Source organism: Mangrovimonas sp. sgz306409 (genome assembly GCF_059735265.1).
In genome coordinates, this window is record NZ_JCAPEU010000007.1 from 197,728 (window position 1) to 214,126 (window position 16,399).

Annotated in this window: 18 protein-coding genes; 7 read left to right on the forward strand and 11 right to left on the reverse strand. The window is 38.8% G+C overall.

Annotated features, from left to right (window positions below; genetic code table 11):
- Nucleotides 1-17: 17 nt before the first annotated feature.
- The 4 genes from AC6I5C_RS13075 to AC6I5C_RS13090 form a co-directional block, all read right to left on the reverse strand.
- Nucleotides 18-1,328 carry a TolC family protein gene (locus AC6I5C_RS13075; protein WP_497905534.1) on the reverse strand — a complete coding sequence of 437 codons (1,311 nt, stop codon included), beginning with the start codon at nt 1,326-1,328 and terminating at the stop codon, nt 18-20.
- 148 nt (nt 1,329-1,476) lie between these two features.
- A complete protein-coding gene (locus tag AC6I5C_RS13080; RefSeq protein ID WP_497905535.1) occupies nt 1,477-1,794 on the reverse strand; it encodes an antibiotic biosynthesis monooxygenase family protein in 318 nt (105 codons plus the stop codon).
- 12 nt (nt 1,795-1,806) lie between these two features.
- Nucleotides 1,807-2,301 (reverse strand): DinB family protein, encoded by a 495-nt coding sequence (locus AC6I5C_RS13085; RefSeq protein WP_497905536.1) that lies wholly within the window; start codon nt 2,299-2,301, stop codon nt 1,807-1,809.
- Between the two features lie 162 nt (nt 2,302-2,463).
- On the reverse strand, nt 2,464-3,303 hold the full coding sequence (locus AC6I5C_RS13090; protein WP_053977243.1) for a universal stress protein: 840 nt from the start codon (nt 3,301-3,303) through the stop codon (nt 2,464-2,466).
- 224 nt (nt 3,304-3,527) lie between these two features.
- On the opposite strand from AC6I5C_RS13090, the gene AC6I5C_RS13095 reads away from it, so the two are divergent.
- Nucleotides 3,528-4,373, forward strand: coding sequence for a universal stress protein (locus tag AC6I5C_RS13095; protein ID WP_497905537.1), 846 nt, complete (start codon nt 3,528-3,530; stop codon nt 4,371-4,373).
- Nucleotides 4,374-4,379: 6 nt separating this feature from the next.
- On the opposite strand, the gene AC6I5C_RS13100 is transcribed toward AC6I5C_RS13095, so the two are convergent.
- From AC6I5C_RS13100 to AC6I5C_RS13125, 6 genes are all read right to left on the reverse strand, one after another.
- Nucleotides 4,380-5,108 (reverse strand): sulfite exporter TauE/SafE family protein, encoded by a 729-nt coding sequence (locus tag AC6I5C_RS13100; protein WP_497905538.1) that lies wholly within the window; start codon nt 5,106-5,108, stop codon nt 4,380-4,382.
- Between the two features lie 111 nt (nt 5,109-5,219).
- Entirely contained in the window at nt 5,220-5,675 is a 456-nt protein-coding gene (locus AC6I5C_RS13105) for an Hsp20/alpha crystallin family protein (protein ID WP_497905539.1), read from the reverse strand.
- A 146-nt stretch (nt 5,676-5,821) separates the two neighbouring features.
- Nucleotides 5,822-7,195 carry an MBL fold metallo-hydrolase RNA specificity domain-containing protein gene (locus tag AC6I5C_RS13110; RefSeq protein ID WP_497905540.1) on the reverse strand — a complete coding sequence of 458 codons (1,374 nt, stop codon included), beginning with the start codon at nt 7,193-7,195 and terminating at the stop codon, nt 5,822-5,824.
- On the reverse strand, nt 7,192-8,046 hold the full coding sequence (locus AC6I5C_RS13115) for an ATP cone domain-containing protein (protein WP_497905541.1): 855 nt from the start codon (nt 8,044-8,046) through the stop codon (nt 7,192-7,194). Before AC6I5C_RS13115 ends, AC6I5C_RS13110 begins: the two co-directional genes overlap by 4 nt.
- Nucleotides 8,047-8,073: 27 nt before the next feature.
- Complete coding sequence (locus AC6I5C_RS13120) at nt 8,074-8,928, reverse strand: universal stress protein (RefSeq protein ID WP_497905542.1); 855 nt, start codon at nt 8,926-8,928, stop codon at nt 8,074-8,076.
- 62 nt (nt 8,929-8,990) lie between these two features.
- Nucleotides 8,991-9,821, reverse strand: a complete 831-nt coding sequence (locus tag AC6I5C_RS13125) for a universal stress protein (protein WP_497905543.1) — start codon at nt 9,819-9,821, stop codon at nt 8,991-8,993.
- Nucleotides 9,822-10,101: 280 nt separating this feature from the next.
- Here AC6I5C_RS13125 and AC6I5C_RS13130 point away from each other — a divergent pair, with 280 nt between their 5' ends.
- Nucleotides 10,102-10,566: a pyridoxamine 5'-phosphate oxidase family protein gene (locus tag AC6I5C_RS13130; RefSeq protein WP_053977250.1), complete on the forward strand. Its 465-nt coding sequence runs from the start codon at nt 10,102-10,104 to the stop codon at nt 10,564-10,566.
- A 6-nt stretch (nt 10,567-10,572) separates the two neighbouring features.
- On the opposite strand, the gene AC6I5C_RS13135 is transcribed toward AC6I5C_RS13130, so the two are convergent.
- Nucleotides 10,573-11,352 carry a M90 family metallopeptidase gene (locus tag AC6I5C_RS13135; protein WP_497905544.1) on the reverse strand — a complete coding sequence of 260 codons (780 nt, stop codon included), beginning with the start codon at nt 11,350-11,352 and terminating at the stop codon, nt 10,573-10,575.
- A 204-nt stretch (nt 11,353-11,556) separates the two neighbouring features.
- On the opposite strand from AC6I5C_RS13135, the gene AC6I5C_RS13140 reads away from it, so the two are divergent.
- From AC6I5C_RS13140 to AC6I5C_RS13160, 5 genes are all read left to right on the forward strand, one after another.
- Complete coding sequence (locus AC6I5C_RS13140; protein ID WP_497905545.1) at nt 11,557-12,342, forward strand: DUF3108 domain-containing protein; 786 nt, start codon at nt 11,557-11,559, stop codon at nt 12,340-12,342.
- Nucleotides 12,343-12,346: 4 nt separating this feature from the next.
- Nucleotides 12,347-12,754: an FUSC family protein gene (locus AC6I5C_RS13145; protein WP_497905546.1), complete on the forward strand. Its 408-nt coding sequence runs from the start codon at nt 12,347-12,349 to the stop codon at nt 12,752-12,754.
- Nucleotides 12,755-12,834: 80 nt separating this feature from the next.
- Entirely contained in the window at nt 12,835-13,869 is a 1,035-nt protein-coding gene (locus AC6I5C_RS13150; RefSeq protein ID WP_497905547.1) for a M28 family metallopeptidase, read from the forward strand.
- 107 nt (nt 13,870-13,976) lie between these two features.
- On the forward strand, nt 13,977-15,542 hold the full coding sequence (locus tag AC6I5C_RS13155; RefSeq protein ID WP_497905548.1) for a M28 family peptidase: 1,566 nt from the start codon (nt 13,977-13,979) through the stop codon (nt 15,540-15,542).
- Between the two features lie 157 nt (nt 15,543-15,699).
- Nucleotides 15,700-16,185 carry a hypothetical protein gene (locus tag AC6I5C_RS13160; protein ID WP_497905549.1) on the forward strand — a complete coding sequence of 162 codons (486 nt, stop codon included), beginning with the start codon at nt 15,700-15,702 and terminating at the stop codon, nt 16,183-16,185.
- Nucleotides 16,186-16,399: the final 214 nt, after the last annotated feature.

A 16,399-nucleotide genomic window follows, 5' to 3' on the forward strand; every position in this document is an offset into this window, starting at 1 on the left:
CTGTCTTGCTTAGTAATTTATTTGGTTAGAAACTGCACATAAGCCTGTGCATAGTTATATTCGAAAATAGTTTGGTAATATTCCAATTGCTTTTGGGCGTATAGTGTCTCAGACATCAACAAATCGGTAGTTTTCTCCAATCCTTCCTCAAAACGATTGGTTCTGATTCGTAAAGATTCTTCCGATTGATCCAAGGCCAATTTGGACAGTTGCAATCTGTTTTTGGCATCATTCAACATGCGCTTGGCTTTGTTGAGTTCCATTTGGCTTTGTGAGACATATTGTTCATACTGAAGTTTGGACGTTTCAAACTCGGCTCTACTTTTTTGGGCTTTGCCAAAACGCTTGGTTCCTTCCAATATATTCCAGCTCAACGAGGCCCCAAACAGATACCCACTGGCATCGGCATGGAAAATTTGATCGTCATACAGCTCATAACTTCCAAAAGCATTTAGACGTGGTAAAAAGGTCATTTTATCGGCCTTGTATTGGGTTTCATAGGCATTGCTTGCCAACTCCATCGCCTTGATATCTGAACGTTCTTTGGAAATCATCAAGGCATTCTCTTCCGTTAACATCTCCGCTTCAAGCGCATCTGTTGGAAGATACACTACATCCTGACTTGTATTCATTAAAAAAGAGATATAGTTTGAAGCGTTTTGCACTTGGCTCTTGGCCGTTTGCAATTGGTTTCTCACTTCGGTTACACGAACCTCAACAGCCAATACATCCGATTTTTGCAAGTAGCCTTGAGTGTAACTATTGTCTGCCAATTGCTTGTTGGCCAAAGCAGCTTCCAAAGCCTGCTCCAACACCTCTACGCCTTTATAGGCCAACTGCAATTGCATATAGGCCTTGTCCACTTCAAACGTGAGATAGTCTTTGGTACGCTCACTTTGTAGTGCCGTGGCTTCCATTTTGGATTTAGCAGCCTTACGTTGGTAAAAACCATCCACATTGATCAAGGGTTGTTGAATCTCGAACTTGGTAGCAAAATTTTGAATTTGCTGTGGATCATTTAAAAGATCCGGATTGAAATCGGCGGCCGTTACTATTTCTTGGTTCAATTTAGAACCAAAGGCCATTAAGGGATTAGTTGTGGAAATCCCTGTGTGCGATGCCGTAATGTTTGGCAAAAAGACAGCATTGGTCTGCCTAAAATCTGCCCTAGCGGCATTGAACTGTTCTTCGGAAATTTTAAGGCTGTGATTGGATTCAACCACGGCATCCAAAACCTCCGATTTAGCAATAGGCACTTCGGTTTGGGCGTTCCCTGAAAACTGTAAGCCTATCAGCGTTATTACAAAAATATATAAACGATGCTTCATAATGTATTCTTAAATGTTGGGACAAAAATACATTTGAAAAAAAGGGTTGTCAGTAACTTAGGTTACCAAGCCTTTTTGTCACATGCTTAGTTTTTAACGCAAAAGCGCCCACTGTAAAGTGAGCGCTCTATTATAAGTTTCATAAGGACTAAACCTCGTAAGGTTGGTCCTTTAGCAAATCTTCAACCACATCCAATTCAAACAGGGTTTCAAATTCATCGCAGGAATCCCTAAGGAATTTTCTAATTTTATTGGCACTCTCCGGAAGGTTCTTGCCTGCCGACTGCCATGTTTCATAATCGGGCCATTGGGCATAAGCGATATAATGTGAATCATTTTTTTTATGCAGTCGAGACCCCAAACCGCCCTCGTACTGATGGACAAGCTCGGTAAGTTGTCTCCAGCCATTTACAAATGTAGCTTCCAAACCTTCTTTTACTTTAAATGAATAAATTACGGCAAACATAGGCTCCTGGTTTTAAAAATTCTGTTCATCGGCCGAAGGTCCATAACTGGCAGGAACTGGAATTCCCAACAAACGGTAATACACTCCCAACTGCGCTCTATGATGGGTTATTTGATTGAGGGAATGTCTTATGGCTCCATATTTAGACCATTCCTTTATGGTGTGTCCATTCATCTTCAATGCCCAGACATCACTTAAATCACCTTCGTTGGCTGCTCTAAGCGCGGCCATGTTTTTTTCATACTTCTCATTAAGGGTCTGCTCCAACTCTTGGGCGTTTTCCTTCAATTTTGGTCCGTCCCCTTCTTTAAAATCCAACTCATCTGTAGTCAATACTACTTCTGGCCATCCAAATATTTCTGCTATATGGGTACTTAAATGTCCCATTTTCATGCTCTTTTCATGAGGGGCATACTCATTCTTATCGTTGGGGTACAATTTGAAGAACTTTTGGGTGATGTGATATTCCTCCAATAATTCGTCCTGAAGATTTTTAAGGCTGTCCATAATGCTCATTATTTTTGATTAACAAGCTAAATTTAAAGCTTTTAAATTTAGCCAATTCAAAGTGAACGTTAATATTACCTTATCTCTAGATTGCCAGTAAAAAAGGGCTTGCAAACTTCTGATTCATCCTATAAATACAGACGAAAAACGGCATACAATTTCTTAATCCTTACTTTCCGGTATGATCAGGAAGGGCACCTTTAATTGACTCCCTATTTTTTTAATTACAGGCTCTCTTGTTAAACTTTCATATAAACTATGCTGGTAACTCACCATAGCCAACATATCTATGTTGTGCTCGTCCACAAAATCATTGATTTCAGTAGCTTTTTTGGCATAATGCGGCATCCAATGGAAGCTATGGTCTAAGTCCTGCATATACTCCTTAACAGCGTTCACATTATAGGTTTGTATTTCCGTAAGCTTCGATTCAGTATTGATGTGTACCACATTAATTTTGGAGTTGAACAACTCGGCAATATTCTTGATTGCTCCCATTTCGGTTGGACTGTAAAAACGGTTGTAATCGGTTGGAAAAGCAATTTGTTTTGGGGGCACAAATTCACTTTTATCCGGAATAGCCAAAATTGGACAATTCTTTATTCTACCAATAATGCCTACCGTATTACTGCCAAACAACATGCCTTTGGCACCTGTAGCTCCTGTGGTTCCCATCACAATTAAGTTGATGTGATATTTTCTTATGTAGGCCTCAACAGATTCTCCCAGATTTCCTGCACTTAAAATGATTTCAAATGAATGATTTGGATTTGTGTTGGCAGCCTCCACAGTTTCTTTTAACTTGGTCAATTCCTTGAGGTTGCTCTCCCGCATCACATCATTATACTTTTTGGACATATTGGCCATGGCAGAAATCTTTTCATTCTTGCAATGCAGCAAATAGAAAGTACATTCTTCTTCAGCTAATAATTTAAGCGCATAAACTGTGGCATTCCACGCATTATCAGAGAAATCAGTCGGCAATAATATCTGGTATTTCATGATCTTAGTAGTGTTGATGTATGTCAATTTACCCTATAAAATTAAAACAATTTAGTTCGCTATACAATGACATTTATCAGCCATCTCTCACAAATGGTTTTGTTGATCAATATTATGCTTGTATAACACTTCCAAATCACCACTCAAAATCAAGTCTTTATGAGAAATATCATAAGCTTTATCATAATTCTTGGGTATCTTTATAAATAACAAATAATCCTGCAATGAAAACCATATTACTGTTAACAGACTTTTCGCAGAACTCTATCAATGCCATTGGTTACGCCCTAAATTTATTCAAAGGCAAAAACATGCAGTATTATTTGTTACATGTGAAAAGTGCGACCGCTTTCACCTCGGACGATTTAATGGTGGCTGGCGGGCAGCCCATTTACCAAGCCCTGATAAGCCCCGCAAAAAAACGCCTTGCTGCCTTAGTGGATACTCTTCAACGCGATTTTGACCTTAGCGACAACAGTATAGAGTATTTGGTTGATTTTGATATTCTCACCAATGCCATACAACAGGTCATTGCCTCTAAAGATATCGATATGGTAGTTATGGGTACCAACGGAGCTACAGGTGCCCAAGAAGTCATTTTTGGAAGTAACACCATTAATGTTATCAGAAAAGTGGACTGCCCTACTTTGGTGATCCCCGAAGGCTTTAAATACCGTCCTCCAAAAAACACCATTCTTCCTTTGGACGAAGACACTTCTATGGATGATGCCGCTTTCAAAAAGGGTATTTTAAGCTTTGTATCAACCTTTGAGAGCTCCCTACATGTATTAAGAATCCATCCCCACAATCCAAAACGGATAGATTTAAAAAAAGAAGAAGATCTCAAAGTACTCCAAACACTTGATAATCCTATCAATTATCAATATCATGTAATAAACAATGTTCCCGTGTATTATGCCTCCCATAGTTACCTACAGACCAACCCTATCGATCTGGTGACCCTAATCACACATAGGGAACGTTTTTTTGAGCGCTATTTATCCACCTCATCTACAGCAAGAATCAGCAACAATCTTACCCTGCCATTATTAATTTTCCATAGTCATTAAACAGCCTTATTTATTGGCCACCACACTTACAATACCAATAAGAAAGATGAGCATTAAAACGAAATTCCGAAACTGCTCTTGAGATACGCGCTCCAAGATTTTTTTGCCTATCCAAGTCCCGACAACACTTATCACAATCAAAATTGGAATCAAATACATAAAGTCCTTGCGCATATACCCATTGAAATAGTACACAATGGTACGGCTAAAATCCACCGCCAAATCGATTACCGCAGAAGTGGCTATAAATTTATCCTTATCCATTTTAAAAGCTGCCATTGTAATCCCCCTTATGGCACCTCCAGTTCCCAAAAGTCCCGCACTTAATCCAGACAACGAACCTCCTACAATGGCATTTGAAACATTAGGAATAACTCGAAGTTTACTGAAGATTAAAAAAATTAAACTCATGAGCATTAAAAATACCCCCAACACATACGTTAATACCTTAGGATTAAAATATTTACTAAAATATGCCCCTACGGACACAAAAATAACCGCTGGAATACCCAATGTTAAAACCAGCTTTTTATCAAATCCCTTTTTGAACAAAACAATTTTACTGGTATTGCTTGCCAAATGGTACAAGGCCGTAAGCCCAAGAACGGATTGAAAGTCGAAGAAAAAATTGGCAATAGGCACAAAGTATACCGAAGATCCAAACCCACCAATAGTTCCCAAAACTTCGGCAAGCAGAGAAAGCAATACAAAAATTGGGAGGTATTTGGTCAACATTAAAAAAACAATAGCATTGGGTTAAGGAGCTTTAACTATTTGAAGTTACGCACTTTTACAAACAAAAAAAAGCAGAAAGCGGTTACCCCTTACTTTCTGCCTTTTTCACTATCAATTAACCTCAATAATTTTTTTTAGAGACTCGTTGGCGTTTTCTCTTTTTAGAAGGTTCAACTTTAAAATACCATCTTTGTATTTTGCTTTAACCTCTTGGTCCATAGCAACAGATTTTGGTAATTTCAAAGAGCGTTCAAAGTAATTATAGTTGAATTCTCTACGCTTGTAGCCGTGTTCTTCATTTTCCTCTACTTCATTTTCCTTCTTGCCACAAACACGTAGCACATTGTCATCAATAGTCACTTCGAAGTCCTTTTTAGAGAACCCAGGAGCCGCAAATTCAATTTCAAAGTCTTTGTCATGTTCGGTAACATTCATCGCAGGCATTGAATTGTCCTCGTCAAATAAATCGTTGTTGAAAAAAGCATCAGAGCCCAACAGCGATTTTAAACCCTCATCATCCCAAAATGGGAGTAATCGGTTTCTTTTGTTAAATTTAATAAGTGACATGACCTTAATTTTAATGGTTAAACTTACCAACCCCAATGTAAGGATATCACACGAAAAATAAAATGATATATATCAGTTAGTTACATTATTTACAACCTAATTTTAAAGGAATTTACTTTCAAAAAAATCGACCTTATTTTTGAAGATTACAACATCACTTTTTCGGTATCCAATAATTTTGGAATAGTGACCTTCCAGCCAAATTCACTCTCTATTTTCAACCTAAAGGCATCCAAGGCCGGTGGTTCTCCATGTACCAAATACACCTTCTCTGGAATGTTTTTAATGGTGCGCAACCAATGAAGCAAATCATCCTGATCGGCATGGGCAGAAAGACTATCCAAACATTTTACAGTAGCCTTTACAGGATAATACCTACCGTAAAACTTAATTTCATGAGCCCCGTCCTTCAGTTGGCGCCCACGGGTCCCTTCCGCCTGATATCCCACCAACAATACGGTGGTACTAGGCACATCTATAAATTGCTGCAAATAGGTCAACACCCGTCCTCCGGTTACCATCCCGCTACCCGCAATGATTATTTTTGGCCTTGGATCATCAATGGTTTCCCAGGTTTCACCAAAGGATTGCACAATATTGACATGATTGCACATGGCATCATATTCCTGCATGGGCAATTTGTGCCATTTTGGAAAGCGTTTAAAAACTTCCAACACATTGTTACCCATTGGGCTGTCAATAAATATGGGAATATTTGGAATTTTGTTGCTTTTGTAAAGTTTCCAAAGAATGTAAATCAGGGTCTGTAAACGTTCCACAGCAAAACTGGGAATAATGAGATTCCCTTGTTTTTCTATAGTATCCAAGACCAATTGGGCCATGATATCTTCTACATCTTCCTCTGGATGCAATTTGTTTCCATAGGTGCTTTCCACAAACAAATAATCGGCCCATTCCGGAGTTTTAGGATCGTTCAACAAATAATCATCCCAACGCCCTATATCACCAGAAAACACAAAGCGTTTCCCATTAATGTCCAATTCAATAAAAGTTGCCCCTATGATATGCCCGTTGTACCGAAACCGATAGGTAATATGTTCCGAAAGGTTCAACCAGGTATCCTGAATCCCTACTTGAAAAAATCGCAAGGTTTTCTCCACATCTTCCTCTGTATAAAAAGGTAAGGCGGGATGGTGTTTTGTATAATGCTCTTTATTGGCTTTTTCGGCTTCTTCTTCCTGAATCTTGGCACTGTCTTTTAAAATGATTTCCGCAATAGCCAAGGTTGGCGCCGTTCCAATAATTTTTCCCGAAAACCCCTTCTGAACCAACTTAGGCAAATAGCCTACGTGATCCAAATGGCCGTGGGTTAACAGCACCACATCTATTGTTTCTACATCAATGGGCAATTCTTCCCAGTTGAGCTGCCTCAATTCCTTTAGCCCTTGAAACATACCACAATCTACAAGGATGTTCATCTCTGAAGTTTCCACAAAGTATTTAGAGCCGGTTACCACGCCTGAGGCTCCCAAAAAATGGATGTTTGCATAATTTTTCATTCTTCATGCGGTAAATTACATAGTTGTTCAATTTCCTTTAAAATGCGCTCCTTTCGGGATTCTGAAACACCTAGGTGATCCAAGTAAAAGGAATCTCCCATTAGGTCCCGACACAAAACCACATCCCTACTCAGCAGAAATTGCTTTTCTCGATTGGTAAGCAATGAGGACACCGTAATTGGGTACAACCCCAAACGGTCTATCCTATCTCTTAAGCCATTGCCATCTGGATAATCCCAACTAAGCAGATACAATCCACAGCATTTTCCAAATTGCAAAGCATCCGAGGTAAAACGCGTATTGGTAACCAACCAGCCATCGGTTAAAATGGAGTTGTTGTTTACATTGGTATTCCAATGTGCTTTCACATCTTGATATCGGGAATGGATGTATAGGGGAATCTTGACATTACAATTTTGTCCCTGCTCGCTATGGAACTTACATTCTACAATAGTGGTTTCGTTATTTTTATGGGCCACCACATCTATTTCGTGCGAGACACACTTTCCCTGTACAATCTGGCTTACTTCTGTATTATAACCAGAATACTTTAAAATTGCGCCTACAAATTTCTCGAATGGATACCCCGTTGGCCCCAGTTCATAGATGGCCCGCTTCAACTTGTATTTGGAGGCCCAATACCTACTTTTCTTTTTGAGCAATGCAAAGGCTCTATTATAGATTTCCTTAGTAGAAATTCCCTGGTAGAGTTCATCCCGAACCTTATCAATAATTTGGCTGACCACCTCATCACTAGCCCCTACGCGTCTTAGCGAGGCCTTCAATTTGGGCAATGAAAAACTCACCCGCTCCCCTGAAGACTTTGTAATATCCAAATTGTGATTTACCATGCTTGATTATTTAAGACCCAATGCAAATCAATTCCTTAAATCGTGCATGACCAAAATAGGAACCCTTGAATGGAACCCGATATTTTTCACCATGGGATTGCTCAAAATACTTCCGAAAAAAGAGTGTTTTTTATTGATGAAGGCCACCATATCACTATCCCTACTTTCTACAAACATATTCACTGCGGGTTCGACTGCCTTGTAATGCAAGGTGTGATATTCGTAAGATACATCTTCCAACTGCTCTTCCAGCATTTGCTTATGCTCAGCCTGTTTCTCGTCCAATAGGTCATCATCTGAAACATACAGAATACTGATTGTGGCCTGACACTTTTGAGCCAACTCTACCAAATAGGCCAGCTCCCGTTTTTTGTAATGGGTTTTAAAACTGGTAGGAAACACAATCTCCTTGGGCATAGCCAGCTTACTAGCTTCAGGCACCACAATTACAGGGCAATTGCGTACCTTCTCCATTACGTAAACTGCGGTACTACCATAGGCTACATGCTCGGAGCCTGTTTCGCCTTTGGTGCCCATGACAATCATATCGATATCCTTTTGTTCCACAATCTCCTTAATGGCTTCTATTGGATTGTTAAAGGTTGAAATGGTCTCAAAATGGTGCTTTGGATTGTGTTCATACTTAAATGCCAATTTATCCATCACCTCCGCCAAGCCTTCTTCCGAATTGGACTTTGCCGTTTCGTAGAGTTCGCTTCCGGGTTCCATGTTCAACAAACTTTTCAAAATATTGCTAGTGGCCGTAAACACATTGAGCACATAGAAATCGCAATGGTCGTTTTGGTAGAGTTCAATGGCATAGTTCATAGCTTGCCAAGCGTTCTTGGAGAAGTCTGTTGGTAACAAAATTTTTTTTCTCATGACTTCTAAATTTAAAAGTTATTATTCGTGTTGTTAGTTGACAGACCAAGACGTTTGTGGGCTCAATCTGGGATTACCATAAAGGGAACCGCAGGATGATATCCTATTTTCTTAATGACAGGTTCCCTCGTAAATCGTTCCAAAAGGCTGTGTTTATAATTAATCATCACCAACATATCAATCTCCAATTCTTCAATAAAATCAAAGATTTCATGAGTTTTACTGGAGTAATTGGGCATCCAATGAAAACTGTGCTCATAGGGTTCCAAAAGTTCTTTTAACAATGTATAATGATTTCTTTGTTCGGCACTCAACCTACTTTTTTCCTGTATGTGTACTACCCTAATTCTTGTACCAAATTGTTGAGCCATGGTAAACAACGGCTGCAAATCTTCCGCACGATAAGGTCTTATAAAGTTTGTTGGAAAGGCTATTTGCTTCGGAATTTTAAATTGGCAATCTTCTGGAACAATAATCAATGGGCATAATGACAATTTGGAAATCAAGCCCACCGTATTGCTTCCAAAAAAGACTTCCTTGGCACCGGTTGCCCCTTTGGTGCCCATAACCACCAAATTGAGCTTGTATTTTTTAACACTGGTGGCAATGGCATCATTTAGGCTTTCGCTACTAAAAATGATCTCAAAACGGTGTTTCTCCTTGGGATGGGCCGCTTCCGCCATCGCTTTTAAATCCCTCAGTTCCTTAATGGCACTTTCGCTCATGGCCTCATTAAATTTTTTGGACATATTGGACATGGCCGAAATCTTGGCATTCATGGCATTTAGGAAATAAAATGTGCACGCTTCTTCAGCCAAAAGGTTCATGGCGTGGACGGTTGCATTCCATGCGTTATCAGAAAAGTCTGTCGGTATTAATACATGATATTCCATGATCAAACCCTTTAAGGATATTTCCCCTAAATTTAAGACAATTAGCGCATTTAAACTATGACAAAAATCACACACAAAATACTGAACACAAGATTTTTACATTCTAAAAACCTCCTATTGAACACCAAAAATCTCTAGCACACCGCAAAAACAGCCATAAACACTAACAATCAATATATTAACAAGATTAATTTAAAATAAACATTAATGATAAATATCATTCCATTTTAGTTTAATTTTAAATAAATTTACTCATTACCAACGTTTTAACATCACAGCCATGATCAAGACATTAAACCAAAAGGAATGCTATATGGTGCTCGAGAGGAACTACATTGGTCATTTGGCTTATATGTTTTACCACCAACCCTTCATTGCTCCGATTACGTATTTTTATGACACAGCCAACCATTGGATTTTGGCATATGCGGCCGAAGGTCATAAAATTAATGCCATGCGAAAACACAGAGACGTGGCCCTACAGGTAGAAGAAGTAACCTCGGTAAACGAATGGAAATCTGTGTTGGTTCATGGTACCTATGAGGAGCTTACAGGCAGCTACGCCAAAGCTCAATTGCACAGTTTCTCTTTAGGAGTAAAAGATTTGATTATGATGAAAGAGCACAAGGATGTAGACTTCCTTAGTGAGTTTTCGAGTAAAATACATCTTGGCGATGTTCCCGTAGTTTATGTGATCAAAATAGACGCCATTAACGGCAAACAGAGAGACGACCACGATAGCTAAAGCATCTTACTTCGCCGCAGTTGCAGATCCGTAAAAACAACTTTCTAGCATCTTGTACAATTCCGTATGCTTCTTTTTCATGCGCTCGGGATTTTCGAAAAAATACTCAGAAGCCACCGCAAAAAATTCTGCCTCATTGGTGCCTCCATAATTTCTAATATCCGATTTATTGTCATTAATGGCTTCCATTTCCTTATGAATCATTTTTAACCAAGGAATCACATAAGCGTGCTGTATCAAACGCTCTGGAACCCCATCTGTCACTCCATCCATTTTATCAATGAGGTGCACAAACTCATGAATGCCCGTATTGGTTTTGGATGAACTTTTTGAAAACCCATGTCGCAACGCTTTTTTGGAAAGGATCATTTGCTTTTCCAATCGGCCAGTGCCAACAACTCCAGCAATAATGCGGTTGCCCTTTTTGTCTTCAAACTCGAAATCTTCATTAAAGTTATCGGGATAGAGCAATACCCCACTTAAATTAGTATAATGCCACTCTGGAAACCCAAAAACAGGAATCACGGCGCTGGCGGCAATCAGGATTTTGTCCAATTCTTCGAGTTCTACTTTAACACCTTCCAAATACACCTCACTTAAAAACTCCATCATCCGTTTTTGAAAACGCTGTTGCTCCTTTTGTGGTAATCCTTCATAAAATTCCACATGCTCCATGAGTAATTTGTGCCAATGTTTTGGAAAAGGTTCTACAGGTTTACGTTTCAACTTAGATAGAGCGAATACTCCAAAAGCCAGCAGTAACAAAAATGCAATAGTTGTGATCATGGTTTACAAATGTGATTGCCCATCAAAAATAAAGTAAAGCAACAATAAAAGGAATTATTTATAGTTGTAAAGCAAATTATCTCGAATTATACAGAAGTTACCATATTGAAATAGCTTCAAAAAAATACTTTTTTCAATCTAAAAACTTAATAATACATTTGGCACAATAAATGTTAAAAGCATTTAGAGTTTAAACAAAGCCCTATGAACAAAATTCGCTTAACACTAGCCTTTTCTTTTTTGGTTTCTGTGCTGTCTTTTGCCCAAAACGACGCCGTTGGCGCTGGAGAAACCCTTATTTTTTCAGCATCTTACAACATGTCTGGAATCCTAACGGAACTTGCGCAAGTTAAAATGGAAACCAGTGAAGTAACCACTTCCAAAGCGACCTTACTTCGCTTAAAATGTACAGCGGCAACCTATAGCAAATGGGACAATTTCTTTAAAATTAGAGACCTATACGAAAGCTATGTAAGCCCTAAAACCCTTTCCCCTTACCTATACAAAAGAGAAATAGACGAAGGTGGCTATTACAAGTTTATGCAATACAAATACAGCCATAAAACAAACACTGTAAAAAGCCTTAAAAAGAAGAAAAAGAAAGGCGGCGGTTTTAACGAAGAAAATACCACGGTCTCCATTAGCAGCACTACCCGGGATTTGGTAAGCACACTTTACAAGCTGCGTACTTTGGATCTTGCTAGTCTATCAACAGGGGCAACCAAATCGTTCAAAGTATTGTTTGACAACAAAGAAAACATTGTCAATTTTAAATATTTGGGTACCGAAACAATCAACACTAGCCTTGGGCAAAAAACCTGCTACAAATTGGCTATTTCCATCAACAACAGCGATGTCCTAAAAGGTACCAACGACAACTTATTATGGTTGACGGCCGATGCCAATAAAATTCCTGTATACGCCAAATTTAAGATTGCAGTAGGTAATGGCGAATTAAAAATAAAATCGGCCACAGGCCTTAAAAACTAAGAGCATGAGAAAAGCATTGATCATTTTAGGATTTATCACCAGTCTATTGGCCGTTATTCTAGCCTTGACCCCACTATCCAATCTAGCGTTTATCCCTGCTATATTGGCTTTTTTATTGGGACTTTCCATCTTTTTTGTTTCCAAAAAGCAGAACAAATCCAAAAAAGTGGTGCAGTATATTTTCCTGTTAACCATCATCACTTTGGGTATCTCCATCTACAAATCGGTATTCCATACCGTAGAAGTTGGCAATACCGAAGAATTGCAGGAACGCGCCAAAGAATCGGAAGAAAATTCTAAGGAAATTCTGGAAGAATTGGACATTGACGAAGAGGATCTGGAAATAGAAGACATCGATCTAGATACTGAAGAAATTGATATTGAAGAAGTTGACGATATAGAATTTGAATAATTCACTTCCCACAAATTTTAAGGAATACTTCGGTATTCCTTTTTTTTTCGCTTTATTTGACTGACAATTAACACAGTACAATGAAGCTTTTCATTTTCACTTCTGTTCTTTCCATTGTTGGATCCTGTGCCACAAAAAAGTATAGTGAACGCATTGAGGACCTCAAAAATAGCATTGTTTTTGAAGACCGACAGACTGTAGAACAGTACGCCAGCACCATTACCTCGCAAGAATTGATGGACTATGTTTACGAATTGTCCTCAGACCAATACCAAGGTCGAAAAACCGGCGAAACAGGCCTAAAGGAAGCAGCCAATTATCTTAAAGATTACTATATCGCCCAAGGCATTCCATCCCCTTTTGGCAATCAAAATTATTTTCAACCGGTTCCCAAATCTTTTTTTACAGATAGCCTTAACAGCTCCCAAAATGTGGTTGCCTATATTGAGGGCAACAAGCACCCCAAGGAAACCATCATCATTACTGCGCATCTAGATCATGAAGGTGTGGAAAACGGTGAAATCTACAACGGCGCCGATGACAATGCCTCTGGAACTGCTGCCCTTATGGAAATGGCAGAAGCCTTTAACGAAGCCAAAAAAAATGGAAATGGGCCTAAACGAAGTATCCTGTTCCTTCACCTTACTGGGGAAGAAGAAGGCCTTATGGGATCAAAATTCTATGTAGAACACCCAATTGTTCCCCTAAAAAAAACCATTGCCAACCTGAATATTGATATGATTGGTCGAGTTGATGAAACACACATGGACACCCCAAATTATGTGTACGTTATAGGAGCTGATAGACTCAGTAAGGAGTTATACTTTATTTCGGAAACCGCCAATACTACCTTCTCCCAATTGGATTTGGATTACAGATTCAACGACAAAAATGACACCAACCATTACTTCTCCAGATCCGATCAATACAACTTTGCCCAAGCCGGAATTCCTGTCATCTTTTATTTTAACGGAGAACACGAAGATTACCACAAACCAACAGATACCGCAGAAAAACTGAACTATCCCCTTTTGGCGAAACGCACCCAATTAATCTTTGCCACGGCCTGGTATTTGGCCAATTCCAAACATAAATTGACTCTAGACCAGGAATAAAACTGTGTTAAAGCCTTTTATTTTAAACCATTCTGTTTAACATAATTATTACATTCGCAGGATAATTTTTCTAATTTTAATTCAGTATAGCTTTAATTTTGCGCTTAATGAAAAACCTGATTACCCTTTGCTGCCTCGCGTTGCTAATATCTAGCTGTAGCAGCTCCAAGAAAAACGAACATTTCAACCTAACCCCTACCTCTACAGATCCTACGGTTTATGCCAATACGATTACATCCGCAGAACTCAAAGAATTACTTTACACCTATGCCTCTGACGAATTTCAGGGAAGGGAAACTGGTACCGAAGGACAAAAGAAAGCCGTAGCATTCTTGGCGCAACAATATCAAGATATGGAAGTGCCTTCACCTATGGCAGGCACTTACTTTCAAAAGGTTCCTTTGGAAATAAAGGGAACATCCCAAACCAATATCTTCATAAACGGGAAAACCTTAACCTGTTTTGTTGACTACGCTCCTCTAGGAACGTCCTCTACTCAGCATATAGAGGCCAAAGACATTGTATATGTGGCTTACGGTATTGAATCAGAAAAATACTCCAACTACAACAACCTCGATGTAAAGGACAAAATCGTGCTTATGAAATCGGGGGAACCACAAAACGAGGACGGCACCTATATCACCTCGGGAACCGAAAAACCTACCATTTGGACCTCTGGTCGCGGTGCAAGAAACTTAAAAAGGGACGTTGCCATTACGAAAGGAGCCAAAGCGGTTATCTATATGGATAGTGAATCCTTTGATCGTGTGGCCAATTTCTACCAAAAGCAAGCAACCAAAAGTAACCATGGCACCATGGCGGTTCAAGGAGACGGGATAAATGTTCCGCATTTCATTATCAACGACATTGTTGGTAAAGAAATTTACACCAACATCCTTACAGATAATAACTCCAAAACTATCGAAGCAACTGTAACAATAGATATTACCACGGAATCAAATAACATTAATTCTGAAAATGTACTGGCATTTATCAAAGGTTCAGAAAAACCAGAAGAAATTTTGGTAATTTCTTCCCACCTAGACCATGAGGGTATCAAAAATGGACAGATTTACAATGGTGCTGATGATGACGGTTCAGGGACAGTGGCCCTTTTGGAAATTGCTGAAGCCTTTAAAACAGCCGTAAAAGAAGGGAAAGGACCTAAGCGCTCCATTTTGTTTTTACATGTAACCGGAGAAGAAAAAGGCCTATTGGGCTCTAAGTATTACACCGATTTCAATCCTGTTTTTCCTTTGGAAAACACTATAGCCGATTTAAACATCGACATGATTGGCCGTGTAGATGACAAGCATACAGATAACCCAAACTATGTATACTTGATTGGAGCAGATCGCTTGAGCACAGAACTGCACCAAATCTCTGAAGCTACCAATGAAAAATACACTAAAATAGATCTTGATTACACTTATAATGCAGAGAACGATCCCAACCGTTTCTATTTCAGATCAGATCACTACAACTTTGCAAAACATAATGTTCCGGCTATTTTCTATTTCAACGGTTCCCATGCCGATTACCACAAGCCAACCGATACACCAGACAAAATAGTCTACGATTTATTGGAAACCAGAACTCGTTTGGTTTTCTACACTGCATGGCAATTGGCCAACCAAGAGCAACGTATTGTGGCTGATAAAGCTGTTCAATAAAAAGAGAAAACACTAAAAAAAAAGCCTCCATATTGGGAGGCTTTTTTTTAGAACTTTTAGTCTCTTGTAAGAAAATATAATAAATCTATGTTTTCGCAAAATATTTCTGTTTATTGCAGCTATAATTTGAACTAAAACAAAACTTAAAACCAATCTAATGACAAAATCTCTTATCAAAAAACACAACCTATTCTTTGCATTCTGTCTAATTTCAACAATTTTTGCCTGTTCCTCTTCTGACGACAACTCGCAAAATCCAGTTACCGAAGATCCAATTACAGGCACTTGGAACTTCTCCAAAGCTGTTGACTTTTATAATAACACCGAATATGAATTTCCAGCAGATGAATGTTCGAGTCAAGGGCAACAAATTTTTGATTCCAATGGAAATTACAGTTTCACAAATTACAGTACTCCTGACAATGAATGTGTAAACGGTTATTACAGTACCTCTGGAACATGGAATAATATAAACGAGGTTTATGAAGTTTCTTTTGAGTATGAATGCCTAAGTGAGGATTGCGATGGGAGCATCCCTAATGTAATACTCATTGACAACAGCACCCTACGAATTCAATTCAATGGAGAAATTGTTAATGGAGAACCAACTGAATACTACTACAAGGAATACACCAAACAATAATATTTGCTTTTCCCCAACCATCTCTAAAAGCAATATTTACAAAAGTTATAAATACGATAGCAGTAATCTAATCTCAGAAAGTTTATAGCAACTATCAAAATCCTTACATTAAAAAAGTAAGGATTTTTCTTTTTACCGCTAAAACCAATATTGTATTTACCTTTCCTCTAAAAAACACTTTAAATTTAGAACTTGGAAATTTTTATAAAGGGCT

What these genes read in the sequence shown, in the direction of transcription:
- AC6I5C_RS13155 (WP_497905548.1), top strand. Translation starts at nt 13,977, where the DNA reads ATGAAAAACCTGATTACCCTTTGCTGCCTCGCGTTGCTAATATCTAGC.
- AC6I5C_RS13075 (WP_497905534.1), bottom strand. Translation starts at nt 1,328, where the DNA reads ATGAAGCATCGTTTATATATTTTTGTAATAACGCTGATAGGCTTACAG.
- AC6I5C_RS13090 (WP_053977243.1), bottom strand. Translation starts at nt 3,303, where the DNA reads ATGAAATACCAGATATTATTGCCGACTGATTTCTCTGATAATGCGTGG.
- AC6I5C_RS13080 (WP_497905535.1), bottom strand. Translation starts at nt 1,794, where the DNA reads ATGTTTGCCGTAATTTATTCATTTAAAGTAAAAGAAGGTTTGGAAGCT.
- AC6I5C_RS13105 (WP_497905539.1), bottom strand. Translation starts at nt 5,675, where the DNA reads ATGTCACTTATTAAATTTAACAAAAGAAACCGATTACTCCCATTTTGG.
- AC6I5C_RS13120 (WP_497905542.1), bottom strand. Translation starts at nt 8,928, where the DNA reads ATGAGAAAAAAAATTTTGTTACCAACAGACTTCTCCAAGAACGCTTGG.
- AC6I5C_RS13140 (WP_497905545.1), top strand. Translation starts at nt 11,557, where the DNA reads ATGAACAAAATTCGCTTAACACTAGCCTTTTCTTTTTTGGTTTCTGTG.
- AC6I5C_RS13145 (WP_497905546.1), top strand. Translation starts at nt 12,347, where the DNA reads ATGAGAAAAGCATTGATCATTTTAGGATTTATCACCAGTCTATTGGCC.
- AC6I5C_RS13160 (WP_497905549.1), top strand. Translation starts at nt 15,700, where the DNA reads ATGACAAAATCTCTTATCAAAAAACACAACCTATTCTTTGCATTCTGT.
- AC6I5C_RS13135 (WP_497905544.1), bottom strand. Translation starts at nt 11,352, where the DNA reads ATGATCACAACTATTGCATTTTTGTTACTGCTGGCTTTTGGAGTATTC.
- AC6I5C_RS13110 (WP_497905540.1), bottom strand. Translation starts at nt 7,195, where the DNA reads ATGAAAAATTATGCAAACATCCATTTTTTGGGAGCCTCAGGCGTGGTA.
- AC6I5C_RS13085 (WP_497905536.1), bottom strand. Translation starts at nt 2,301, where the DNA reads ATGGACAGCCTTAAAAATCTTCAGGACGAATTATTGGAGGAATATCAC.
- AC6I5C_RS13150 (WP_497905547.1), top strand. Translation starts at nt 12,835, where the DNA reads ATGAAGCTTTTCATTTTCACTTCTGTTCTTTCCATTGTTGGATCCTGT.
- AC6I5C_RS13115 (WP_497905541.1), bottom strand. Translation starts at nt 8,046, where the DNA reads ATGGTAAATCACAATTTGGATATTACAAAGTCTTCAGGGGAGCGGGTG.
- AC6I5C_RS13100 (WP_497905538.1), bottom strand. Translation starts at nt 5,108, where the DNA reads ATGTTGACCAAATACCTCCCAATTTTTGTATTGCTTTCTCTGCTTGCC.
- AC6I5C_RS13130 (WP_053977250.1), top strand. Translation starts at nt 10,102, where the DNA reads ATGATCAAGACATTAAACCAAAAGGAATGCTATATGGTGCTCGAGAGG.
- AC6I5C_RS13125 (WP_497905543.1), bottom strand. Translation starts at nt 9,821, where the DNA reads ATGGAATATCATGTATTAATACCGACAGACTTTTCTGATAACGCATGG.
- AC6I5C_RS13095 (WP_497905537.1), top strand. Translation starts at nt 3,528, where the DNA reads ATGAAAACCATATTACTGTTAACAGACTTTTCGCAGAACTCTATCAAT.